Origin of the sequence: Tessaracoccus antarcticus (assembly GCF_003688855.1) — a bacterium.
Classification (GTDB): domain Bacteria; phylum Actinomycetota; class Actinomycetes; order Propionibacteriales; family Propionibacteriaceae; genus Arachnia; species Arachnia antarctica.
In genome coordinates this window covers 543,102-568,383 of record NZ_REFW01000001.1, presented here as the reverse complement: position 1 = coordinate 568,383, position 25,282 = coordinate 543,102, and the positions used below count along the sequence as shown (strand labels likewise).

At 67.6% G+C, this 25,282-nt stretch carries 14 protein-coding genes and 1 pseudogene; 4 read left to right on the top strand and 11 right to left on the bottom strand.

Features of this window, described 5'->3' with window-relative positions; genetic code table 11:
• Positions 1 to 86 precede the first annotated feature (86 nt).
• A complete protein-coding gene (locus EAX62_RS02405; RefSeq protein ID WP_121900061.1) occupies positions 87 to 1,499 on the top strand; it encodes an alanine/glycine:cation symporter family protein in 1,413 nt (470 codons plus the stop codon).
• A gap of 30 nt (positions 1,500 to 1,529) precedes the next feature.
• Here EAX62_RS02405 and EAX62_RS02400 read toward each other — a convergent pair whose 3' ends face one another.
• From EAX62_RS02400 to dnaA, 11 genes are all read right to left on the bottom strand, one after another.
• Complete coding sequence (locus EAX62_RS02400) at positions 1,530 to 3,086, bottom strand: hypothetical protein (RefSeq protein WP_121900060.1); 1,557 nt, start codon at positions 3,084 to 3,086, stop codon at positions 1,530 to 1,532.
• Positions 3,086 to 7,315 (bottom strand): hypothetical protein, encoded by a 4,230-nt coding sequence (locus EAX62_RS02395; RefSeq protein ID WP_121900059.1) that lies wholly within the window; start codon positions 7,313 to 7,315, stop codon positions 3,086 to 3,088. The genes EAX62_RS02400 and EAX62_RS02395 overlap by 1 nt, the downstream gene beginning before the upstream one ends.
• Complete coding sequence (locus EAX62_RS02390; protein WP_121900058.1) at positions 7,312 to 9,795, bottom strand: hypothetical protein; 2,484 nt, start codon at positions 9,793 to 9,795, stop codon at positions 7,312 to 7,314. Before EAX62_RS02390 ends, EAX62_RS02395 begins: the two co-directional genes overlap by 4 nt.
• A gap of 2 nt (positions 9,796 to 9,797) precedes the next feature.
• A complete protein-coding gene (locus EAX62_RS02385) occupies positions 9,798 to 12,002 on the bottom strand; it encodes a DUF6603 domain-containing protein (protein WP_121900057.1) in 2,205 nt (734 codons plus the stop codon).
• A 155-nt stretch (positions 12,003 to 12,157) separates the two neighbouring features.
• Positions 12,158 to 12,736 (bottom strand): DUF721 domain-containing protein, encoded by a 579-nt coding sequence (locus EAX62_RS02380; RefSeq protein WP_158600472.1) that lies wholly within the window; start codon positions 12,734 to 12,736, stop codon positions 12,158 to 12,160.
• On the bottom strand, positions 12,729 to 13,886 hold the full coding sequence (recF, locus tag EAX62_RS02375) for a DNA replication/repair protein RecF (protein WP_121900055.1): 1,158 nt from the start codon (positions 13,884 to 13,886) through the stop codon (positions 12,729 to 12,731). Before recF ends, EAX62_RS02380 begins: the two co-directional genes overlap by 8 nt.
• Before the next feature lie 201 nt (positions 13,887 to 14,087).
• The gene (locus EAX62_RS02370; protein WP_121900961.1) at positions 14,088 to 17,267 is read right to left on the bottom strand and encodes a DEAD/DEAH box helicase; all 3,180 of its coding nucleotides are present in this window, start codon (positions 17,265 to 17,267) and stop codon (positions 14,088 to 14,090) included.
• 163 nt (positions 17,268 to 17,430) lie between these two features.
• Positions 17,431 to 18,591, bottom strand: a complete 1,161-nt coding sequence (gene dnaN, locus EAX62_RS02365; RefSeq protein ID WP_121900054.1) for a DNA polymerase III subunit beta — start codon at positions 18,589 to 18,591, stop codon at positions 17,431 to 17,433.
• 101 nt (positions 18,592 to 18,692) lie between these two features.
• The gene (locus EAX62_RS02360; RefSeq protein ID WP_121900053.1) at positions 18,693 to 21,242 is read right to left on the bottom strand and encodes an ABC transporter permease; all 2,550 of its coding nucleotides are present in this window, start codon (positions 21,240 to 21,242) and stop codon (positions 18,693 to 18,695) included.
• Between the two features lies 1 nt (position 21,243).
• Positions 21,244 to 22,245, bottom strand: a complete 1,002-nt coding sequence (locus tag EAX62_RS02355; RefSeq protein ID WP_199711071.1) for an ABC transporter ATP-binding protein — start codon at positions 22,243 to 22,245, stop codon at positions 21,244 to 21,246.
• 501 nt (positions 22,246 to 22,746) lie between these two features.
• A complete protein-coding gene (gene dnaA, locus EAX62_RS02350) occupies positions 22,747 to 24,117 on the bottom strand; it encodes a chromosomal replication initiator protein DnaA (protein WP_199711162.1) in 1,371 nt (456 codons plus the stop codon).
• A gap of 366 nt (positions 24,118 to 24,483) precedes the next feature.
• On the opposite strand from dnaA, the gene rpmH reads away from it, so the two are divergent.
• The 3 genes and pseudogenes from rpmH to yidD all read left to right on the top strand — a co-directional run.
• Positions 24,484 to 24,621 (top strand): 50S ribosomal protein L34, encoded by a 138-nt coding sequence (gene rpmH, locus EAX62_RS02345; RefSeq protein ID WP_121900051.1) that lies wholly within the window; start codon positions 24,484 to 24,486, stop codon positions 24,619 to 24,621.
• A 10-nt stretch (positions 24,622 to 24,631) separates the two neighbouring features.
• Positions 24,632 to 24,982 (top strand): ribonuclease P protein component, encoded by a 351-nt coding sequence (gene rnpA / locus EAX62_RS02340; RefSeq protein ID WP_121900050.1) that lies wholly within the window; start codon positions 24,632 to 24,634, stop codon positions 24,980 to 24,982.
• Positions 24,979 to 25,210: pseudogene (gene yidD, locus EAX62_RS02335) on the top strand (membrane protein insertion efficiency factor YidD); the annotation flags it as partial. The gene rnpA and the pseudogene yidD, both read left to right, overlap by 4 nt.
• Positions 25,211 to 25,282 lie beyond the last annotated feature (72 nt).

The window sequence follows — 25,282 nt, the reverse complement described above, 5'->3', positions numbered from 1 at the left end:
AATCACGACCATGGCGGATAGTGTCACGCCCACACCTCGCACCGCCTTCTGACTGTCGGCAAGCGACTGCCCCCTCAGGAGGATCCGTGTTGGACTGGCTCGACACCATCGACAGCTTCATCTGGGGACCTTTCCTCCTCATCCCGCTGCTGTTGGGCACCGGCGTCTACCTGACGATCCGCCTCGGTGGTCTGCAGTTCCTCAAGCTGATCCCGGCGCTGCGCATGGCCTTCTTCGACGCTTCGGAAAAGGACGCCGACGGTGACATCTCCCACTACCAGGCACTGACGACGGCTCTGGCCGCGACGGTCGGGGTCGGTAACATCGCCGGTGTTGCCACCGCCATCTACCTCGGCGGACCCGGGGCGGTCTTCTGGATGTGGGTGACAGCCCTCTTCGGCATGGCATCGAAGTACAGCGAAGCATTCATGGGTGTGCGGTTCCGGACCACCGACGCCCGCGGCGAAATCTCCGGCGGTCCTCAGTGGTACCTGAAGCGCGCCATCCCGGGCAGGTTCGGCGTGGTGTTGAGCGTCGCCTTCGCAGCCTTCGCCATCCTCGCCAGCTTCGGCATCGGCAACATGACCCAGTCCAACACAGTGGCCGCCGTCGTCAAGGATCAGTTCGGGATCACCCCATGGATCACGGGTCTGGTGCTCATGGTGTTCACCGGCCTGGTGCTGGTCGGCGGCATCAAGTCCATCGCCAAGGTCACAGCCGCCGTCGTTCCCGGCATGATCGGGCTGTACGTGCTGGCGGCCCTGGTGGTCCTGGGACTCAACATCGGTGGCATCCCCGACGCACTGGCCACGATTTTCACCGACGCCTTCACCGGCACCGCCGCCGCTGGTGGCTTCACCGGGGCCGTCATCGCGCAGGCCATCCAGTTCGGTGTGGCACGCGGCATCTTCTCCAACGAGTCGGGCCTGGGATCGGCCGCCATCGCAGCGGCCGCGGCCAAGACGCAGCATCCGGTCCGCCAGGGGCTCGTGTCGATGACCCAGACGTTCATCGACACCATCATCGTGGTCACCATGACAGCGTTGGTCATCGTCTCCACCGGGGCGTGGACCAGCGGCAACAAGGGCGCCACCATGACGTCGGAGGCATTCAGCGTTGGTCTGCCCGGGGAGTGGGGCAGCCTGATCGTCACCGTGGCTGTCATCTTCTTCGCCGGCTCCACCGTGCTGGGATGGGCCTATTACGGCGAGCGGTGTGCGCAGCGGCTGTTCGGCATCAGGTCGGTGAAGGTGTACCGGGTCATCTTCACGCTGGTCGTGTTCCTCGGGGCCACCACCGAACTCTCCACCGTCTGGACGTTCTCCGACATCATGAACGGCCTCATGGCACTGCCCAACCTGGTGGGCCTGTTGATCTGTTCCGGGCTGATCGCACGGGAGACGAGGGCCTACCTCACGCGCGACCCGGACCTGCGCAATCCGCCTCCCGGCAGCACGCTCGAGGGCATCAGCGAGTGGGAGACCTCCACGCGCAACTGATGTCGTGCGTGGAGTGATGCCCGGCGGCCGTCAGCCGGGGGGTGACTCACGGAAAACGTCGAAGCGGAGGTGCGAGGTGGGTCCGGCCAGCAGCGGCATCCGACGTCGCTGTCGCCACAGCACCGGCAGACCGTCGGTCCCCCGCGCCAGCACATAGCGTCGCTCCAGACGAACGCCCTGGTACGGCACTGCGTGCGGTTCCAGCACATGCCCTCGGCCGTCCGGGGATGCGCCCTCGGCCACCTCGGCATCCGAGACCCCACCGATCAGCTCCGAACGGGGACCGCGTCGGATGCCGGGGACCACGTCGTTGAGTTCCGCCACCAACCCCTGCTCGAAGACGCGCGGCAGTGCGTGATCGGTGGGGAGGCGGTAGGGGTGCCAGTGTTCCGGCAACGTGGTGGACGGCAGCCACGTGAACTGCCGGGTGCCGGTCCGGCGCCCCTCGGCCATGGCCGTTGCCGTGTCGGCATCGGCAGCCAGTTGTACGCCGTCGGCCCGCAGCTCAACGGCCCAGATGACGTCAGCGTCCTCGTCGACTCCCAGCAGGACGTCGTCAAGCACCGGCCCCACCACAGGGCTCGCCGCCGTCGGCCACAGCACCAGGGACGATCTCCCCAGACCGGACGTGCGGTACAGGGACCACGGTCCGACGGGCTCGTCGGGGATGACCGGGCCGGCATCCACCGGCGGCGGTGTGAGCGCATCGTTCTGGTCGAAGCTGTTGCGGACCGTGACAGCGCCCAGAGTGGCCACCACGCCAATCCCCGGCGCTCCGTCCGCGGGTGCGGGTACCGGAACCAGAAACCAGTCAGTGGCATGGTCGGCGATCAACTGGATGAGCAGGACCGTGGCGAGATGGGACCTGTCCGGGGGGTAGCCGCCGATGTCGCTGGCCCGATCCTCGATCTGCCAGATCCGCGGCAGCGGGGCCCCCGGGAACGCCAGGCGTGTCGGGATCACCTCCCGGGGGGGCGTGGGCGCGGGCTCCGGTCCCGGAAGTTCCGACACGGAGTCCCCGGACCACCAGTCCACCTCGCCCCCACCGTGGGCGGGGACCGTCACTTCTGTGTCACCGACGGCGAACGTCGCCGTGTGATCGAGGGTGCGGCTGCTCCACCGGTCCGTGCGGGCGGGGTCGAATCCGGCGACCGCAGGGTGGTCCGCTGCGACCAGTCCCAGACGCCACGCGGCCAGGCCATCAACCTGTCCGGCAAAACTACTTCCGTAGGGGTCAGGCAGGGCGCCGCTGAAGGCGGCACGACCGAGATCCACCGCCGTCAGATCGGGCGCGACCTGCCTGCCCACGCGGACCCGCCGACCCACCGTCCACCAGTCGAGGGCCGACCCCTCAATGATCGCCTCCGCCGGAACCACCGTGGGATCCAGCCCGTCCACCGGCTGAAGGGGGGCGCGGGCCACGGGCACGGTGACGCCCACCGGCGTCCCGGCATCCTCCCCGACGTGTTCACCCAGTTGCCACTGCCTGCCCAGCATCCACAACGGGTCGGCCACCTCGGTGGCGAAGCCGCGTTGCAGGTCACCGAAGGGGGCCAGTGGTTCAAGTCGTCGCAGCCACTCATACATCAGAGGTCCTCCACCAACATCGTGCCTGCCGTGATGACGCTGTCCACCAGCAGTGCGGCGGGGAGCATCAAGGAGAGCTCGGGCGGCATGGGAGCGCGCACGGACCGGACCCGCGCCAGTCGACGCGCCTGCAGCACGGACCCCAGGATGTCCACGGCCTGGTCGGGGGCGTCGACGTCGGCGGGTAGCGCCAGCAGGATCGCCTGCGGTGGCCGTGCACGGGGGGCGTCGTACCCGAAGGCCGCCCACGTGGTGTGGTGCCTGCTGGGCACCGTCTCGGCCCATGTGTCGATGGGAACGACGGCAGCCTGTCCTGCGATGGCCCCGGTGGTGAAGGTGAGGGTGAGGTCACGGTGCGCGGTCTTCTCCCCACCCCGCTGCCAGATCGGGTCGCCGTCGCTCGCCGTGGCGCTCCAGGGTGTGGTGGCGCTCAGTTGCAGCAGTTCGAGCCGGGCCATGGCGGGGCGGACAGCGGCCACCACCTCCAGCCAGGCCGCGTCGTCGAACGGCTGGTGGACCTCCGGCACCGGTCGCGGACAGGCCAGGGGGAGGGCCAGAACGCTGGGGAGCAGATCTCGAATCCGCCGCGCCACCTCGATGGCGTCCGCATCCGCGTCGCTCACCTCGTCGGGGAGATGGCCCAGCCGTCCGGTGAGCTCCAGTGAAGCGGTGGCCGAATCCTCCGGCAGCCCCCAGCGTCGGGTCAGGGCGCCTGTGTCGGGCAGCGGGGCCGACAGCTCCACCAGGAGGTCGGCGGCCATGGCACGCAACCTCCCCAGGCGGAGTCGCAACAACGGGGCGGACCCCTCACCCGGCTCAGGCCCGCCGAGGGCGCCGCAGATGCGGGACAACCTGTCCCACGCCGTCGCCGCGGCGGAGCCGGGCTGGTCGCCGCCGATCAGGGTTCTCGGCACCATCACCGCGTCGGCGACACCCAACCCACTTTCAGCGAGCGAGGTGGGGCCCGCCGCGCCGGCCCAGGTCCAGTCCACGGGGTCCCCCAGCTCAACGGCAAGAAGGGCGGCAAGAGCCGGGTCGGCGACAGCAACCGGGGAACGTGCGTCCAGGGTGTCGGGGTCAGCCCAGGTATCCTCCCAGGGCAGCGCCGCCTGGACACTGGTCTTGACGGTGCTGCCCGAGCGTTGGGTCCGCAACAACCGGAACTCGGGCGGGGCACCGAGGCCTGCCGCCGCCTCCAGGGCCTCCGCTGCCGCCTCGATCCGCCCCTCGACGACGTCGTGGATCGCGTCGGTGACCAGCAAGTCGGAGTAGGCATCCAGCGCAGCCCGCAGGTCGTCGAAACCGGCCGGGTCGATCCCACCCGGCAGGACGGTGGCAGCCAGCACCTGCTGGCCGTCGCACACCCGGCGGCCCTCCCACTCCGGCCTCGCGGGGAACTCCTGACGGAGCAACAACACCAGGGCCGGATCTCCCGCCCTGCGCTCCACTTCCCGGCCGAGGGCCTCCGACAGGTGCACTCCTGATCTGACCTGTTCGACGAGCCCGGCCGCCACCCGCACCGTCCCAGACGTGAGGGTGATGTTCCACTGGGCATCGTCAGCGTGGTGCACGGCCTGATCACGCAGCACGGCCGCGCTCACCGCCTGGGTGTAGCCGGGGGCGTGCAGAAGCCCCGCCGTGGTGGGGGCGGTGGGGTCCTCGCTCGGTGAGAGGTCGTCCACCCACCCGTAGCAGCCGAGCCGCGGACGGCCACCCGCCGCCATCAGCGCCGTCAGCCGGCGGTGGGCCAGGCCCGTCCACCAGGCGTCGGTGCGGTGTCCGGTGAGGTCCAGCACGGCGGGGAGCACCCGTTCGGTGAGCGCGGGATCCACCTTGGTGAGGACTTCGACGGCGGCCCGCACGTCCTCGAACTGCCGGCAGACGACGTCGGCCCGCGGATCGGCGGCAGCCCGGGCGATGAGTGGACCGACGAAGTCCGGCAACTCCACCACCCGTCCACCGTGATTGATGCTGGTCCCACTGGCCAGGCGGTAGAGCTCGTCGATCCCGTCGATGTCGAAAACCATCTCCACGGGACCTCGTACTGCGCCGGGGGGCGCCAGCCGCACCACCTCGGCCTGGGTGAGCAGGAGGCTGTGTCTCACCAGCCGTGCCAGCACAGCCGGTGGATCGCCGTGCAGGCGCCACCCATCGGAGGCGTCATCTGCTTCGGCCAGTAACCCCCAGGTGGCGTCGAGAAAGGTCCGAAGGAGCTCGCCGTACTCATGGTCCACCCGCTGGGGCCACGGCTCCACATCCAGTATCGGCGAGTACCGACGTGAAGGCCCGGGGTGCCAGTGGGATCGCAGGTACCCGAACTGGTCCTCCCATTCCTTCACCGTCTCAGCCGGCCCCACCAGCTCGAACGCGGCACGCAGCGCCGCGTAGATCAGCATCGGCGGCACCTGCCTCGACCCGTACATCCGGGACGTCGGGATGTGTTCCAGCACCTCCAACAGTCCGTCGACGTCCGCGCCGGCGGCCGTGCCCTGACGCAGCGCAGCCGCCAGGAGCGGCTTGTCCACCACCGGCAACCCGACCAGCGGGATCTGCTCAGCCAGCGGATCTCCTGCCCACAACCTCCCCGCCGGCAACCGGCGGGTCCAGCGGTCGTAGTCGCTGATGGGGAGAACCCCGTACGGGAGGTCGCCGATCCTCAGCACCGGGTAGGGCCCGAAGGTGTGGAGGTGCCGCACCGCCCATTCCCCGAGACGCCAGACCTCGTCACCGGCGCGGGCCACGTCCTTGAGGGTCCGCTGCCACAGCACCGGCCACAATGCCTGCGTCAGGACTGTCGCGACGTGGGCCAGTTCCCCATCCGGTTCGGGTACCCCGGGCCACACCGGCTGACCCGTGAGTGCCCCGGAGAGTCCGGCGACGGCGCTGGCACCGGCCCGGGCCGTCTGCAGCCAGGGCGCGGGGTCGGACCCGAGGTCCGTGGTGGGCGAGCCGGCCAGCGTGGTGGTCGGCGTGAGGGGCGGCAACGTCCCCACCCGCCCCGTGTCGGCATGGGTGGTGAACAGCACCGACGGGTCGGCACTGACCGGGTCGTCGTCGTAGCCGATACACAGGAGCACCTCCAGGTACGGTCTTGCATTCCCGAAGGGGATCTCGCCAGCCAGATTGACGTTCTGCGCCGCCGCGTAGGAGTTCCACCAGCGGCGGGGCGTCTGACCGGCCTCGTCTGGCCTGGCCACCGACTCCACGCTTGCCTCAGCAGCGATCGTCTCCCTCACCGGCTCGAGGGTCAACAGCTTTGACGGCGCGTCAGCCGCGCCACCCCAGATCTCGAGCACCCGTGGCAGGGCCACCAGAGCCGTCGTGTTCGGTACCGGGGTCTCCGGGTACTCCTCCGACGGTGTGAACGCGTCGCCGGTCCGCACCACGGGGACGGTGCGCAGCAGGTAGTCGGCCCTCCCACCGCTGACGGCCGCCGCCAACTTGCGGTGGGCGGCTGCGCCCTGCTCACCGTCGAGACCTCCCCCGGCCTCGCTCCAGCACACCGCGACAAGTCGCCCCTCGAGACGGCTCACCGGAGCGGGCTGGCGGGCCATCGACGGGGCGTCCGGCTCCACCCGGACGCGCAATCGCCAGACGGCTTCGGGCGCACCCGGCGCGGCGTCAGGTTCCGGGGGAAAGAAGCGGGTCTCCAGCCGTACCGGAAGAAGAACATCCCACCCCGGCGACGCCACTGCCACACCGGAGTGCCGCTGCCGCCACCCAGTCGCATGCAGATCGGCCAGGTCCGTGGCGTCCAGAGGGACCCCCTGCTGGAACGCCTGACCGTCACCGACCTCGCCCCCGTTGCCGGCAACGTAGTTCAGGATGGCCTGGGCCGTGGCGAGCGACATCGCCGGCGGATCCTCCAGCAGGCGCTCAGGACTCGTGACCAGTTCGTCGAGAAGCCGCTGGGGATCGTCAACGGGAAGTCCGGCCAACCATTCCGAGAAATCCATGAACGCCCAGATGTCCGGCGGTGGTTGACCGATGGCCCTCTCCACCCGGTCCTCGAACGTCAGGAGCGCCTCACGGACCCTGCCGATCCGTGCCGTGAGGTCTGCGGCCTCCTGCGCCGCAGCGGCATCCGGGGGGTCGGCGTGCCGACCGGGATCCCCGACGCGCAGCCAGCCGGGGGTCTTGGCAAGAGTTGACTCCAGTGTCGCCAGGAGGGCGGCGGCCTCCTCGACCGCGTCGCGGGCGTGGGCGGTGAGGTCGTTGACGGCGCTCATTGTGGCAGCAGCTTTCCGAAGAACGCCCGGATGGGCTTGTTGAGGGTGGCCTTCGCGTATGCGGCGCCGTCGGTCATGGGGCCCTGTGCGGCGGTCGGTGGCGTGAACCGGAAACCCGGCGGCGGTTCCTCCAGGACGAGCCAGTGGTCCTTCCCCGCAGTGGGAGGCAACGGGAAGCCGAAGAAGACCAGTTCGGGGTGAAGACTCCCTGTCAGGTTGGGAAGGATCCGGGGGTTCACAATCTTGTCCACGTCGTCCTGCCAGGTCGCGGTGCCACCGGGATTCAGCATGAGGTAGACGATGGTGGCGGGGTAACGCCGGAACAGTTCGGTGTGCAGGACCACGACGAGCTGGGCTCCGATGCCAACCGAGTGGCTCGGGTCGCCGAGGGCGGAGGTGTCGGTCCAGATGGGGGCGCCGGGGCTGGGGCCGGTGAGGATGTCGAGGACGGGTCGGACATCGGTGGTCGGACCGGCGCCATCGTCGTCGATCCGTTGCCAGAACCGGCGCAGCGGTGTCCAGCCAGTCACCAGAGGAAGGTTGCGCCAGCGAAGCTCTCCCAGTGCACGGTGGTTGGCACCCAGGAGGAACGCGTCCACGAACTCGGGGTTCGTCGAGATGGCGTGCACCCTGTCGATGGGCAGTTCACCCCCTCCCGGGAGCAGCCAGTCGGGGGAATTCTCCTGCAGAAATGACCACAGGGGGATGTTCAGCTCCAACGCCAGGTCGGGCGGAGCCAGTTCAGGCTGGCGAATGCCCGTGATGCCGTCCAGCACCCTTCCCACCACCACAGGCCGGGCAACCATGGGGTCGATACCCCCCAGAACAGAGTTCGCCAGCGCCCCCATGTCGGCGACGGGGGAACACTCCACTTCCACCGGGGGACGGGCGACTCTGCCGAGGGTGTCCTCGCTGAGCTGCCGCAGGAGCTCCGGCAGATTGCCCACGGACTCCTTGGAGTCCTGTGGCAAGGCCTCCATCGCCACTTCCAGGAAAGCGTTTCCGGCCTGCCGGAGCATGTTGGCACCCTTCTCCCGCGCGGCGGGATCGGATGCAGCCTTCGCCAGCTCATACTGGCCGGGCAGCGGCTCGGGAGGCGGAACGCACTTGGTGGCGGCGGCGTCGATGAGCGCAGGCAGTGACGTGGCACCTGGCCCGGCGACTCGCGCCAGAGCGTTCCGGGGGCGAAGCATGCGGCGCGCACCGGAGGAGAACAGTGCCGGAACGAGACGGGAGGTTCGCCCGGCCAGCCGGTCGAGCGCGACGGCGCCCCCGTCCACGGGGAGCCGTGACAGCATCGGCGCCACGACGGCAAACGCCGCCCTCGGATCCGCCGGCAGTCTGCGGGTCCACAGCCTCCGTGCAGCGTGCAGCCCCAGTGAAAGGTTGCGGACGCGTTCGGCCAGGACGGCGAGTTCGCCGGACTGCTGCGCGGCCCCGGCGGCGATCTTCTCCTGCCAGGCGATGGCCGCCCAGGCCCCCAGCCCGGCCGTGCCGCGGTGGCGGGGATCCACCCGCAGCTGTCGACGCCATCCGCTGACCGGCACCGGGGTCCCAGGTGCCGCCCACGGCTCGTCGAAGCGCGGCAGCCCCAGCACCCACCGCCCCCCGTGCACCTCCGAGAGTTCCGCCAGTTTCTCCACCTCCTCCGCGATGCCGACGTGGTCGGACAGCGGCTCGGAGGGCGGTTTGTCCACCGCACTCAGCGCTCCACCGAGTTGCAGCACCGGGTCGTCACGACCCCGAACGGTGACGACGGCCCTGCCGAACCCGGCGCTCTGGAGCGCCTCCTCCTCTGCCGTCGTCAAGGGTTCCAGCCGTTGCGCAATGGAGCGGAAGTCGTCCGTGTCGTCGCGGGTACGGAAGCTCCAGTGGTCGTGACAGGGAAGTGTGACCTCCGGCGTGCCATCCCTCCAGGCCACCTGCGGCGGGTTGGCGCCTGTGCCGGGGACGATGGCGGGCACGAGCACGGCGGTGTAGGAGGCGTTCGCCGCCAGTTGACGCGGGCTGAGGATCCGGGCGATCGTGGCGCCGGGGATGGCGTGGACGTGCGCCCAGCCGGCTGAGTTCGTGAGGGGGTGCGCCACCAACGCGGTGTTGAGGATCCGTACGGTGGCGCCGTCGACGATCACCTCCTGGCCCGTCGTTCCCACCACCAGGACCAGCCAGGGTCGCAGGAGTGGCTGGTTGCGCAGGGGTGTGTAGCGCCACGGCAGACCGGGGTCGCTGAGTTCGATGTGGGCGACGCGCGTGATCTCTGCGTCGAGCGTTCCGGGCGCCGGCTTTCGACCCACGATGACGCCGGCCTGCAGGGATAAGACATCCTGGGGTCCTGCGAAGAGGAACGGGGCCGACCCGTCACGGGCGGCGCCGTCGTCCAGTGTGACGACGAGCTCGCCCTGCATGCGACCCTCGGCGTACGTCGGACCTGCCAGGGCGCTCACCCCCGACCGCTGCCAGGCAAAGAACGTTTCGGTCATGGCTACAGCCCTCCCAGAGCAACGGGGTGGGCGGCATCCGCGGCGGTCAGGGCCGCGCCACCCACGATGAGGGAGCGGCAGATCGCGGCAGTCGCGGAGCTGTGGTGGGCCCCGTCGGCGGTGGTGACCCAGGGGGGCGGCGTGACCGTCACCCGTACGTCGACATCCACCATGACGGCGGGTCGATCGCGCTGGGCCACCATCCCCAGAACGCCTTCAGGGAACGCAGAGGCGATCAGCAACAGTCCCAGTGAGCTGAACCTGAATTCGCCGCGCACCTTCCGCAGGATCTCGGGTGCCGAGGAGGCGTCATCATCCGGCCCGGAGAGCGTGGATCCCGCGCTGACCCGTATGCCGGCATCCAGGAGGTCGTACGTCGGGCTGGCCAGTGCCTGCGCCTTCGTCAGGGTGATGAAGGAACCGGGGGCAAAGCGGTCGCGTTCCACACCGCTCTTGCCGGGCGCGGTGGCCGTCACCGTCTGCCGGGTGCCGAGCGGCGTACCGTCCACCCGATCCACCGGCAGGCCCAGGGGAACGCGATGCTGCGTCCAGAGCACACCGGACAAGGGAGCGATCACTGCGAAGTCCCCCTGCCGGTCGGGCGTGGACAGCACCACTGAGCGATCTATCCCTCCGATGGCCCGGAGGTTGGTGGGGCCGAACTCCTCCGCCACCAGGACATCCACGGCGCGGCGCGGCGGGATCGCGGGTGGGCTCTCCGGCTCGCCGAACACGAACGTGTGTTCCCAGTCGAAGTCCTTCAGGAATGTTTCGACGGTGATCCTGCCGTGAATCGTCACGGGTCCGGGCCCATCGAGTTGTCCCTCGAAACGGACCCCTGCGAAGGTATGGCCGAGGAATTTCACTTCCAGTCCGCCCACCACGTCAGCGTTGATGTGGAACGGCGTGAACTGGATGATGGCGTCGAGCCCGAGGTAGCCAGACGCCGAGGCAATACCCGCATCGATGCCCACCTCCAGCCGACCACCGAACTGCAGGGTGTTGGATGTGGCGGCGAGGTAGCCCTCCGCTCTGAACGTCAGGCCCGGAATGGGTACGTCCAGTGCCATGCCCAGACGGTTCAGAGGTCTGATCTTCGCGGGCTCGGGCGAGAAACCGGGATAGAAGCCGCCGAGGGAGAGCACGGTGTAGGGGCTTGCGCCCCAACTGATGGCGAAGGCCAGGTCGCCGTAGATGGTCAGGATCCCCAGCACACCGCTGTCAACGAGCGACGCGTCCACCGTCGCAGTCCGGGCGGGGAAGTCGAGCACGCCCAGGATGTCGGCACGGATCTGCACCACCGCCGGAATGCCAGCACGCACCGAGCCGACGAGCGCGATCACCGGTCCCGGTAGCTGGATCAGGACAGCCAGGTCGACCGATGCAAACCCCGCACCGGCAACCTCCAGCCACGAGAGACGGAACGTGGGCCCCATCACCGCGCTGCCGTCCCGCGGCGGGAACAACTGGTCGACAGCGATCAGTGCGGCGGTGGCCGAGGGACCGATGTCCAGCGGGAAGAGCACCGCCGCCAGCGTGCCCTCGCGGAGTTTCGCTGCCATCGCATCCCGGTCGATGGCTCGTTCCACCCCCACAAGCCCGCCGATCCGGCTGATCTGGAACCCGAAACCGAACTGGAGCCCCGGTGTGAAACCGGCGGCGAAGACGGCCAGGAAGGACGGCCCCCCCTCAGGGGTGCGAGCAAGACTGGCCAGGGCAGCCACCTCAATGACACCGATGCTGGCGCTGATGACACCGGCGACGCCGGTGTCGGTCACCCGCAGCGCCCCGTTGCCCTTCACGGGGCCGGCTTCCAGCTTGGCCTGGAACGTGTCCGGCGGCATGGGGCCGATCGCGATCAGCGCACCACCACGCGGATCCGCCAGCCGCGCGGCCGGGGACGTCACACTCAGAAACAGTGGGCCGAGCGTTGCCTCGGCATGCAGTTGGTACGCATCCATCAGGCCGGTCTGCTTGGCCTGGTTCGTGAGTTCTTCGATGGGCACCATGTCCAGGGCGCGGTCGATGAGGTCGTCCTTGATGGCCTCCAGCCGTTGCTGGTAGTCGCGGATCGCCTGGTCGATGCTGGCTGCGTTGGTGTCGACGGCGTTGTCGAGGGTCTGTGCGGCCTGAACCAGCCCGGCCACTCGGGGATCGACGGCGGACAGCAGCCCCGCCACGATTCCGGCATATTCAGTGGCCCGCATGCTTCCCCCCCGGTAGCGTGCTGCGTCGTCGCGTACTCCGACTCCTGTGCGCTGGGGAGGCCCAGCTCGTGACCATCGTGAACCGTACAACGGACCAATATTAGATCCATGTATTTGGTCATGGCAAGGGCCAGTATTCAACCGCCCGTCGCTGCTCAGCCGTAGGTGTCGCGGGGACCGCGGCCGTCGCGCACGGAGCGGAGTCCCTTCTTCCAACTGCGCTGATTCGGGGCGCGGATGTCAATGCGCTTGACCGTCTGCTCCCCCAGATCCTTGTTCAACCGGGCGACCAGTGCAGCAGCGGAGAACTTCATGCCCGTGGCCCACGCGGTGGAGTCACATTGCACCGTGAGGACGCCGTCGACGAAGTTCACGGGCTGGCTGTGCTCCGCATTGTCGGCGCCCACGAGGTCCGGCCAGTTCCGCAGGACCGTGGACAACGAGATCCGCTTCACCCACCCTCGCCTGCTGCTGACCTGACTCAGGACGCTTCCGAGCGACTGCGGATCGCGGTCGTCAGGACGGGCGCCGGAGCGCTGCTCCTCGAACTGGCCGAACCGTCGGCGCTTCATCGAGGAAGCCGGTGGCGGCATCGCAGGTAGCAACGGTGCGTTGCGGGCAGTCTGGCGGGCGATTTCGCTGGCGAGGTCCAGGCCTGTGGGGTCGTGGGGCTCGGTGGCGAACGAGTCGGCGTCGCTGCTCTCCGGGTCTGTGGGTGGCACGGTGTCACTCATCAACGCTCTCCTCCCACACTCGTCCGGCGTCCACACGAAAGCGACGCTCGGACGGGAACCCGGGGACGTCGGCGCCGACGGCGGCGGTGATGAGCACTTGCTCGGCATCGACGATGGCCCCGGCCAGCCGGTCGCGGCGGGAGGTGTCCAGCTCGGCAAAAACGTCGTCCAGGACGAGCACCGGCTCCGTGCCGTCGTCGCGCACCAACTCGAAACCGCCCAGGCGCAGCGCAAGCGCCAACGACCAGCACTCCCCGTGCGACGCATACCCCTTCGCGGGGAGTTCACCGACGAACAAGTCGATGTCGTCTCTCTGCGGCCCCACGAGCGTGACACCGCGGTTCACCTCGTCGCTCCGGCGCGCCTCCATGGCAGAGAGCATGCGTTCCTGAAGTGTTGCGCGGACGTCGTTGCTGTCGGTGACACCCTCGAGGTCCAGACCCGTCTTGTAGGTCGCTTCCACCCGGTTGTTGACGGGCGCGATGGTCTCGTAGGCGCGTTGGACGTGGGGAAGCACGTCGGCGAGAGTGTCGAGGCGGGCGTGCAGGAGCTCGGCACCGACGGTGGCGAGCTGCTCGTTCCAGGCCGCCAGTGTGGTGTCGGCGTCCCCGCCCGAGGGGCGCATCGATCGACCGGCCATGGACTTCAGGAGGGCGTTGCGCTGCTTGAGTACCCTGTCCAGGTCCTGCCGGCTCCCGGCCATGCGTGGCCACCGGGTCACGACGAGGGAGTCCAGCCAGCCGCGCCGGTCGGAGGGGTCGCCGCGCACTATGGCAAGGTCGACGGGCGAGAAGACGACGGTCCTCAGGGCACCGACCATGTCGCGGGGGCGGGCCACGGGTGCCCGGTTGAGGCGGGCGACGTTGGAGCGACCGTGCGCCACCTCCATCTCCACGGAGATGATGCGGGGGTCGTCGTGGGCGGCCTGGACCTTGGCGCGCAGGATCGCGGAGTCGCAGCCTGCGCGGATCAGGGGCGCCGTGGACGCGACGCGGTGCGAGGTCATGGTTGAGAGGTACTCCACGGCCTCGACGAGATTGGTCTTGCCCTGCCCGTTGGAGCCCACGAACACGTTCACCCCGGGCGACAGCTGCAGGCTGGCGGTGGTGTAGTTGCGGAAGTCCGTCAAGGACAGTTCGGTCACGAACATGGTGCCTCGATCCTAGGCGGTGGCACTGCGGGTGCTGAATCGCAGCGGCAACGGACTGCTTCTGGCCTGACGGGGCGTGTGGTTGTGTTGCCTGGGGCCGCCTGTGAGGGGCAAACGGCGATGTATCGAAGGCGACAGCGCTACGGCCACGGGCTTGTCCGTAGGGATGCAGCCCATCCCCCCGTGGGGCGGCTTGCCTCGTCAGCCAGCAGCGGGTTCGTCAGGCTCGAGGAGGCCGCGGATGTCCTCAGCCGACAGGGGGGCCGAGATGTTGGAGGTCTGACCGACGACGGCGTCGAAGAGGTCGCGTTTGCGCTCCTGCAGCGCCACCACCTTCTCCTCGATGGTGTCGGCGCTGACGAGCCGGTACACATTGACGGGTTTGTCCTGGCCGATGCGGTGGGCGCGGTCGATGGCCTGGGTCTCGGCCGCAGGATTCCACCAGGGGTCGAGGATGAACACGTAGTCGGCTTCCGTCAGCGTCAGACCAAAACCCCCGGCCTTGAGGCTGATGAGGAAGACGGGGGCGTCGCCCTCACGGAAGGATCGGATGCGCTCGGCGCGGTTGCGGGTGCGGCCGTCAAGGTACTCGTAGGCCACGCCCTCCTCCGTCAAACGCTGCTTGACCAGCGCGAGGAAACCGGTGAACTGGCTGAACACCAGTGCCCGGTGCCCCGTGGAGGTGGCCTCCTCCATGAGCTCCAGCAGGGCGTCGATCTTCGCGGAGACTGCCGGGTAGGTGGGGTCCACGAGCGACGGGGCGAGGCTGAGCTGCCGCAGAAGCGTCAGCGAACGCAGGATGGTGATGCGGTTCCGGTTCATGTCACCGACAAGGCCCAGCACTTTCTGGCGCTCCCGCGTGAGGTGGCGGTCGTAGAGCTTGCGGTGCGCCGACGACAACGGCACGGGCACCACCTGCTCCTGCTTGTCGGGCAGTTCAGTGGCAACAGCGGCCTTGGTGCGACGCAACATCAGGGGGCGGATCCGACGGTGCAGGCGGGCGAGAGCGTCGGAGTCTCCGCCCTCGATGGGTTTGCGGTACAGCTCCGCGAACCGTTTCGGGTCAGGGAACAGGCCCGGTGCCGTGATCGACAGGAGCGACCACAGGTCCATGAGGTTGTTCTCCAAGGGGGTGCCCGTCAGCGCGATCTTGACGCGAGCCCGCAACCGACGCACCGCCTGGTAGGCCTTGGACGAGGAGTTCTTCACGAATTGCGCCTCGTCGAGGAGTACCGCTGACCACGTCAGATCCAGGTAGGCATCGGCCTCCAGCCGCAGCAATGTGTAGGAGGTCAAGACGATGTGGGCCCCGTCGACGGTGTCGGCCAACGGCACCCCGCGACGCTTGTCGGTGCCCGTGATGGTGACCACCTTGAGGTCCGGCGTGAACCGGGCGGCCTCTGCCTCCCAGGTCCCCAGCACGGATGTGGGTGCGACGACGAGCAGTGGCCGGTCCAGTTCGCCCGCCTCCAGGGCGGCCTGCGCCATCGCCAACGACTGGAGTGTCTTACCCAGACCCATCTCGTCCGCCAGTACCCCACCGAGTCGGGTCTTCCACAGGAAGCTCAGCCAGGCGAAACCTTCTCGCTGGTAGGGGCGCAGGGTGGCGTTCACGCCGGCGGGGGGTTCCACGTGGTCGAGTTCGGTGTGGTCGAGCAACGCACCCACGGCGGACTGCCACGCGGAGGACTGCTGCGCGACAACGCCCAGCTCCACCAGTTCCTCCCAGAGGCCGGCGTGCTCGGGCCTCAACTGGAAGGTGTCGCCGTCGTTGTCGACGAGGACACGCGCCTCCTCGATGAGGGCGCGCAGCTGCTCGAGTTCCGGCGCATCCAGCATGAACCAGGTGCCCGAGTCGAGGATGAGGTGGTCACGCCCGGCGGCAAGCGCCTGGAACAGTGGTGCGAACGGCACCTTCTCCCCCGCCACTGTGACGTCGACGGCGAGGTCGAACCAGTCGCCCTTGGCGGAGTCCTCGATGCTGAGCGAGATGGTCGGGGCCTCGTCGGCATGGGTGAACGTGGGTGCCTCGCTGCCGGTCTCGACCACCACGTCGTCCCGTTCCTCGAGCGCGGGCAGAACGTCATCGACGAACGTGATGAGCGGGAGGCCCGTCAGGCTCGCCTCGTGGAGGACAGGCAGACCCCGCCCGTCGACACCACGCCACGGACCTGGGCGGATGCTCCCGGCCAGTTCCTGCTCGGCGACTCGATCGCGCAGCGGCGCCTCGGAACCGGTGGGGTGCAGGGCGAGGTCATGGGGTCGATCGTCGAGGAGGTAGCGGAACCCCCACTGCACGAGCGCGGAGTAGCCGTCGAACGTGACGGTGCAGCGCAGCAGCGGCGGCTGCGCCTCCGGAAGGGTCACGTCCTCTGCGACGACCACCTCGAACTGTTCCCGGAGCCTCGGCAGGTAGCCGGTGGCGAAGATACCGACGTCGTGGGAGGGGATCTGCATACCGCCGCTGCTGAACAGGGTCTGCTCGGACTGTGACAGCGTGTGCGTCAGTGGTGCCAGCAGAAAGCGTTCGCGGGTGCGTACGGCGACGCCGTGCGCAGGGTTCCCCAACAGGTTCTGCCATGTGAACGGGAAGGTCTCACCGTCGACGCGGAGTTCCGGCGTGAGAGTCACCCCGTCCTGCGTGCCGTCGACAGCGAACGTCAGCTCGGCCGGGATCTCGAGCAACTCCGGTACAGGAAGCCGGGTCCGGTGGGGCCCCTCCCCCGGAAGCAACTCGATCCCGGCCGCAACCGCCTGCCTCAGGAGAGCCCACATGTCGGGTGGCAATGAGCGGAGCGGCAGCCGGGCGGGGGTGCCGTAGTGCAGATCGGAGCGGTGCGCGGCCCTCAGTGCGTTGACGAGTTCCAACTGGGTGCGGTCGATTCCCTCGCGGGTGAGTTTGAGGTCACTCCAGGAGGCACCGGTCCTGATCCAGCGCTCCTTGCCCCATCGCAAAGGCGTCAGGCCAGGCCCATGGCCGTCGTCGTCCACCTGGAGCGCGAGGCGGATGCCGTCCGGCCCGGACGCACTCACCTGCACAACGGGGTCGAGGGCCCGACGCCAGTGCGGCACAGTGCGTCGCCCCTGGCTGGTGCGGACATGGATCAGGAGGGCGGCGGCGTGCTTGCAGGCATGGCCGATAGGGCAGGCACAACGAGAAGTCAGGGTGTGGGCCTGCGACTCCCGCACCACCGACACCCGGTAGGAGCGGTAGCCGGAGCCACGAACCTGCGCCGAGATGAGTTTTTCCGCGGACAGGATGCTGCCCACACGGTCCTGGGCAGCGTAATCGCGGCCCCTCTCATACGTCTGTGTCCCGAAGAAACGCACGAGGTCGGCCTCAGTGGGTTCGAGGACCCACGGCGGAATGTTTTTTATCAAGTGCGCAATGATAGTCGACGTGCGCGGGATCGCCCCCACGGGCAGCACCGGGGTTGTCCCATGAGACCGTCCTCACGCAGAAGATGAGGTCCGGATCGGCAACCACGCCTCAACCGCACCCGATAATCGCTTGAGGTCGCGTCGCCCTGATGTTCCCCAGGACTCAACTGGGGAGGCGCATCAGCATGATGACGTGCCGGTAATCCAACAGCTGCTCGCCGTCCATGCTTGCCAACCCCGTGATGAGGCACGGCTTTCCCGGTGCCGTGAAGGCGAAGTGTGCGAAAGGCGCATCGATCGAGTTCAGTGCGTCCAGCAGGTAGTGGGGGTTGAAACCGGCGGCCGTGATCGACTGCTCGTCGGTGGTCACCTCCACCTCGGCGGCGATGGCTTCGGAAGCCTGCGCCTGGTCGCCGGTGGCAGCCTCCAGGGCAATGTGGTCCTCGTTGATGATCATGCGCAGCGGGGTGTTGCGCTCCGCCACCAGGGAGACCCGCTTCACGGCGGCGAGCAGGTCGGCCGTGGAGACGCGGACCGCGACAGTCGCGTCGACGTCCATGAGGTGACGCACCTTGGGGAACGCCTGGTTCAGAAGTCGGGTGGTCGCCTCACGGGTGCCCTTGACACCCTGACCGATGAATCCGGCCAGGCCTTCACCCTCGGACTGCGTGGTGGACAGGGACACGGTCACCTTGTCGCCGGACGTGAGGGACTTGGCCGTATCGGCCAAGACCTTGCCCGGGACGAGGACGGCACCCTCCACCGACGGGGAGGATGGCTTCCAGTTGATCTCCTTCAGCGCCATCCGGTAACGGTCGGTGGCGAGCAGCGAGAGATGGTCGCCGTTGATCTCCACGCGGACGCCGGTGAAGACGTTGAGCAGTTCGTCGCGGCCGGCGGCGACGACCACCTGGGAGACGGCCTTCTCGAACACGTCGGCTGCCACCTCACCGGTCTGCGACGGCATCTCCGGGAGACTGGGATAGTCCTCCACCGGCAACGTCTGCAGCGTGAACCGGGCGGAGCCGCAGGTCAACTCCACCTTCGAGTGGTCGGCGTTGAGCTCAACAGGCTTGTTGGGCAGCGAGCGTGCAATGTCGGCGAGCAGACGGCCCGACACCAGGACGGTGCCCTCGTCGCTGACCTCGGCCGGCATGCTGACCTTCGCCGACGTGGTGGAGTCGAAGCTGGACAGCGTGACGGCATCACCTTCAGCCTCAATCAGCAGACCCGCGAGGATCGGTGCTGTCGGCCGGTTCGGCAGGCTGCGAGCCACCCAGGCCACCGCGTCGGCCAGCGCATCGCGCTCCACTCGGATCTTCACGTCGTCGGCTCCTCATTTGTTCGATGGCATCACGCGCACACGGCGTGGGGCTGTTCGCGGGACAGCATACCGGCTGGCAGCGTGCCCCAGTGGCGGCGGGTTCAGTCCATCGCGATGGACTCGAGAATGTTCATCCGGGACGCGCGACGAGCCGGGCCGATGGCGGCCAGAACCCCGAAGAGCGCCGCGACCACCACGTACAGGGCCAGCTGCCACCACGAGATGGAGAGCTCCGTGATGCCGCTGTCCCGCAGCAGGCGAACCAGCACGACGCCGAAGCCAAGCCCCAGCGCCACTCCGAGCAGGGATCCGAGGACTGCCACCACGACACTCTCCAGCCTGATGACGCGACGCAGCTGTGGTCGGGTCATCCCGACTGCCCGCAGCAGACCGATCTCCCTCGTTCGTTCCATGACGGAGAGCCCGAGGGTGTTGACGATGCCGAGCACCGAAATCACGATGGCCAGGGCCAGCAGCGCGTTGATGACGGCAAAGATCTGGCCGAACTGGCCCACGAGGCTGTCGGCGTACTCAGCGTTGTCGGTGACGACGACCGTGGGAAGGTCGGCGGCAGCCTTCTCCAGCCCGGCGCGCACAGCCTCGTGGTCAGCGCCGGGGGCGACCTTGATCTTGGCCACCGACACCAGGCTGGCATCCGCCACCTGCTCAAACGTCCCCATGTTAACGATGATGCTGGCGCGCTGGCTGGGGTCCGAATCGCCGTCGAAGATTCCGGTGACGAGCAGTTCGATCGTGCCGCCCTTGAGGGTGGGAAGGGTGAACGTGCGCCCCAGGGGCAGGTCGAGAGCACGCGACTCGTCCATGGAGAGCAACGCAGAGCCGCCCTCGGGGTTCAGTTGGCCCGCGAGAACATCGAGTGCGGTGCCCTCGGTGACGCCGTCCGGGGTGGTGCCGGTGACGAACACCGGTTCCCCGTCCACCACGGAGGGGCCGTTGGAGAACGTCCAGACCTTCTCCACGCCCTCCACCTTGGCGGCGGCGTCGGCGACCTTGCGGTCGAAGGGTCGGAAGTTGACGGGCGACATGAGGAAGTCACCGCGCTGGGTGTCGGTGAGACCGGCGCGCACAGACGTGGTGGTGCTGCTGGCGAGGATGGTGACGGTGGTCACCAGTGCCAGCCCGATCGTCAGGGTGGATGCCGTGGCAGCGGTGCGACGCGGCTGGCGCGTGGCGTTGCGCTCCGCGATCTTGCCGACCTCACCGAACATCACCTTGTAGAGCCGCCCGAACAACCACACGATGGGGCGACCGATGACGGCCGCGGCCAGGACGCATCCGATCAGGACCGCCACGCAGCCCACACCTGCCCAGACCAGCGGCTGGGGCAGGCCGTCGAACAGGACCCCGCACACGACGGAGGCCGCACCGAGGATGATGAGGGCGAACCCAATGTGGACGCCGGTGCCCATGGCTTCGGTGGGCGCTGCGGCGGCTGTCATGGCCTCCACCGGCCGGGTGGCCGACGCCTTTCGCGCAGGGGCCCACGCCGCAAACATCGTGATGATGAGTGCCAGGACGTACGACGTGGCGACGGCCTGCCACGTGAGGGTGGGGACCGACGTGCCGATGTCGATGCCGAAGAACCCCAGGGACAGCCCGATCAGGGCGGTCAGCCCGTAGCCGGCGGCGATGCCGATGGTTGCCCCCACGAAGCCGATGACGGCGGCCTCCAACAACACCGAGTTGCGCACCTGGTTCCGTTTGGCCCCGAGAGCGCGCAACAACGCGAGCTCACGGCTCCGCTGGGCCACGAGGATCGAGAACGTGTTGAGGATCAGCAGCGACGCAACGACCAGCGCGATGGCGGCGAACACGAGGAGGAACGTGTTGATGAACGACAGGCCTATGGAGAGTTGCTTCTCGAGTGTGTCGGCCTGTTCCTGGCCGGAGACGGCAGTCAGGCCTTCCGGCAGCAGCTTCGAGACCTCGGTGGTGATCTGCTGGGCGTCGGCGCCGGGGGCCGTGGCGATCCAGGCGGCGCTGTAGTCCTTGGCCCCGTCGAGAACCAGATCACGCATTTCGTCGAGTGTGAAGAAGAGGTAGCTGGCCCCCGCAGTGGCCCCCGAGCCGAATGTGGCCGTGCCGACGATCGTGTACGTGCGGATCCCGTTTTTGGGGGTGGAAACCTTGAGCCTGTCCCCGACGGCGTAGCCACCGCGTTCCATGGTGCTGGGGTCGATGGCCAGTTCGTCGCCCTTCTCGGGTGCCCTTCCATCAATGACCCGGGCACCCTCCGCCCCACCCGCAGCGGGTGTGGTGTACCAGTTGGTCCCGATGCCGGGGGCGCCCCCGAACGCCAACACCTTCCCATCCTTGTCCAACGGGTAGAGGCCGGTACTCATGACGACGCCGGTCGCTTCCACCACCCCGTCGAGCGCGGAGATCTTCTCGAGCAACTCCGGAGTCACGGTGGCCTGCGGACCCGTGGAGGTGTCGTTGAAAGCCCCGCCCCCGGAGGAGACGTTGACGTCGGCGATGCCGGACTTCAGGATCGAGTTGAAACTCGACCCCAACAGGTTCGTGAACATCAGCGAACCCGAGACGAAGGCAATGCCGAGGACGATGGAGAAGGCGCTCAGCAGGAGGCGGAGCTTGCGTCCCATGAGGGAGCGCCACGTGGCATGCAGCATGTCAGTTCAGGATCGCGCGGCGCGGAGTGGTCTGCTCGAACTCGTCGTTGTCCTCGAGTTCGGTCTCCTCCGGCGCCCCACTGCCATCGCGAAAGATTGCGTGTTCGGGGTGGCTGCCGCGGGTCCCATCGCCATCGGTTTCGACCACGTCGTCGCTGGGGCTGTGCGGGGAAGAGGGGACTCCCACGAGGCTATCGGTCTTCCATTCAACGAAACTGGCGGAGCCGTCGGGCTCCTTGCCATTGACCGACTGCTCTGCCTCCGCCAGCCTGTCGTGGCGGGGGTAAATCCTGGCCATCGTCTGCAGCAGTTCGTCCTGGGTGGCGTTGCGGAGTTCCTCGATGATGTGGCCGTCCGAGAGAAACACCTGGCGGTCCGCGTAGCTGGCGGACAGCGCGTCATGGGTCACCATCACCACGGTTTGGCCGAACTCGTCGACGCTGCGGCGCAGGAACGACAGGACCTCGGCGGCAGCGGTGGAGTCAAGGTTGCCGGTGGGTTCGTCCCCGAACACGATGTCGGGGCGGTTCATCAGGGCGCGGGCACAGGCCACGCGTTGCTGCTGCCCACCGGAGAGTTCCGAGGGTTTGTGTGTGAGGCGGTTCCCCAGGCCAAGGACGCTGACGATGCGGTCGAACCACTCCTGGTCGACCTTTTTGCCGGCAATGGCAAGCGGCAGGACGATGTTCTCCTGCGCCGACAGGGTGGGAACCAGGTTGAACGCCTGGAAGATGAACCCGATCCGGTCCCGCCGCAGCTCGGTCAGCGGGCCGTCCTTCAGGGACGCCACATCGGTGTCGCCGATGAAGACGGAGCCTGATGTTGGGGAGTCGAGTGCAGCCATCAGGTGCATCAACGTCGACTTCCCCGAGCCGGAGGGCCCCATGATGGCGGTGAACTCGCCGCTGATCACTTCGAAGTCGACATCGTCGAGGGCAACGACTTCGGCTGAGCCGGTGCCGTAGTGCTTCGACAATCCGATGGCATGCGCTGCGATGGTCACGGCGCAACGCTACCAGCGGCCCCGCAGCCGCTGAGCGTCTGTTCTTTCCCCATTTTCGTTCGGGTCTGACTTTGAAGAACATGAGGAGAGTTGTAAGTCAGTAGAGGTCATAGCTTCTGTGAATCCTGTGGGGAACTCGTCGAGCCGCTAGTCGCGCCAGAGATGGCCATGTGGACTCGTCGGGGAGAACCACAAACTACACGGGGAGGATTTGTGGGTAACTCCCCCGGGCACCGTGCCATCTGGAGTTCCAGCGCACCGTCCACAGGCGTATCGGCACAACATGTGGACAAGTCGGGGCCACAGAGCACCAGCAGTGGAGATTTCGTCGTCGGGGTCGCCCACAGGTCCGGGGCGCCGCAGTTGATCACACGTGTCTGGGCACGTCGATCTGGTCCATCACTGGGGAGAAGACCCTCTGGCGTTCCCTGATGCATCGCCCCCCCCGGGAACGGGAAGTGGCGACGGCGGGGGGACTGTCGGGGCGGGCGGTGGCCCGGTTCAGGACTGTTTGATGCGGTTGGTGAGTTCGGTGACCTGGTTGAACAGGTCCCGGTCCACACCCATTTTCTCGTTGATCTTGCGGACCGAGTGCAGCACCGTGGTGTGGTCCCGGCCGCCGAACTTGGCGCCGATCTTCGGCAGCGACATCTCCGTCAGCTCCCTGCACAGGTACATGGCGATCTGGCGTGCCGACGCGATGGTGGCCACCCGGCTGGCACCGGTGAGCTCATCGAGGGAAATGTTGAAGTAGGTGGAGGTGGCGTTCATGATTGAGTCCGCATCCACGCGCACCTCACCACCGTCGCGTACGAGGTCCTTGAGTACGTCCTCGGTCAGCTGGATGTCGATTTCCTGCCGGTTGAGGCTGGCGAGTGCAGCGACCCTTGTGAGGGCCCCTTCCAGCTCGCGGATGTTGGTGGTGATCCTCGAAGCGATGAACTCCAGCACCTGCGTGCCGGCTGTGAGACGCTGCCAGGCGGCCTTCTTGCGGAGGATTGCGATGCGGGTCTCGAGGTCGGGTGGCTGGATGTCTGTCATCAGCCCCCACTCGAAGCGTGATCGAAGACGAGGCTCCAGGGCTTCCAGCAGCTTGGGCGGCCGGTCGGATGTCATCACGATCTGCTTCTGCGCGTTGTGGAGGGTGTTGAACGTGTGAAAGAACTCCTCCTGCGTCTGGATCTTCGATTCCAGGAACTGGATGTCATCGACCAGCAGGATGTCGACGTCGCGGTAGGAGCGACGAAACTCGGCGGTGCGGTTGTCGGAGATGGCGTTGATGAAGTCGTTCGTCAGTTCCTCGGTGGAGACGTACTTCACACGCAGGTTGTCGTAGTAGGCATTCACGTAGTGCCCAATGGCGTGCAGCAGGTGTGTCTTGCCCAGCCCGGAGGGGCCGTAGATCATCAACGGGTTGTATGACTTGCCGGGCTGTTCCGCCACGGCAGCGGCGGCGGCGTGCGCGAAACGGTTGGAGGAACCTGCCACGAACGACTCAAACGTGTAGCGGGGATTCAGTTTCACGGGTTCGGCGTTGGTGCGTGCGCGGGGTAGGAGCGGGACGGGAACGTTGTCCGCCTCGAACACCTCTGCTGAGGCCTCAGGTGTGTCGGGCACCAATGTCGCGTCGATCATCACGGCGAGGTGCGTCGCGCGGCCGGCGTGCTCACTGAGCCGACGCTCGATCTCGCTGCGCAGTTTGGACTCGACGCGTTCGCGTGTTGTCTCGTCAGGGACGGCCAGCATGAGCGTGGTGCCATGCATCGCCAGGGGTTTGGTGCGCCGGAGCCATGCACGAGTGGGTATGTCGGCAGCATTGACGACTTCTTCCCACAGGCCAACAAGCTCAGGGGTAGGGACTTCGCTCACCAGACCCCTTCCAGCTCCAGACGCGACGGGGTACGACCCCCGAGAAATTCTTCCACATAGTTTTCCACAGCGGGGTACAACTTGCCCATTCGGGGTCCTCTAGGGGTCCGGTCCTGTGGATAACAACAGCTCAAGGCTACGAAAGTAGTGCCCAGAGCAGGGACGTGCAACATTTTCCGATGATTCACCGGTGTGTCGCGTGGACTACGTCGATGTAATTTGCTGTGTTGGCTGGTCGGCCGCCCGCGGTTTGTCCAAGTGACGACTGTGCACGTATCGTTGACCAGTCGCTGTCCATTGGACGGCGGCTACTTCCCCTGCCCAATCCCTGGGCAAGTTCCGACAAGATTCCTCGAGGGAGTCAATCCGATGACCAAGCGTACGTTCCAGCCGAGCAACCGCCGCCGTAGCCGCACCCACGGTTTCCGTGCCCGCATGCGCACCCGCGCAGGCCGCAGCATCCTCGGCGCCCGCCGCCGCAAGGGCCGCGTCGAACTGGCCGGCTGAGCCCCAGCCCGTGTTGCCAGGCGCCCGACGATTGAGGAGACCCGCGGAATTCAGCGCGGTCTTCTCATCCCGGGTGCGGGCAGCCAGTCCGAGCGTCGTCGTGCACGTGGCCCGGCCCGAGGTCGACACACCACCCGAATCCACCCGGGTGGGTTTTGTCGTGTCGAAAAAAGTCGGCAATGCGGTGCACCGCAACCGTGTCAAGCGCCGGCTCCGACACATGGTGCTGAACCAACCCACTCCCTTCGGTGCCGATGTGGTGGTGCGGGCCTTGCCTCCTTCCGCCATGGAGCCGAACCGGTTGGACGAGGACTTCGCCAGCGCCTGGCGTCGCGCCTTCCTGAAGGCGTCGTCATGCTGAAGTGGCCCCTCATCTGGTTCGTGAAGCTCTGGCGGAGGGTGATCTCACCCGGCTATGGCGACGTCTGCAAGTTCCATCCCAGCTGCTCCACCTACGGACTGTGTGCGCTTGAGGTGCACGGCGGTATCCGGGGGTCGTGGCTGATCCTCCGACGCCTCGCACGGTGCCACCCGTGGTCCGAGGGTGGCGTCGACTACGTCCCCGGTACCCCCGAGGCCCGCCTGTGGGCCGCACAAGAAACATCCACTTCCCCATCGGGCACAACGCGTCCCGAGTACTCCGCTACTGAGGTTGCCCCGT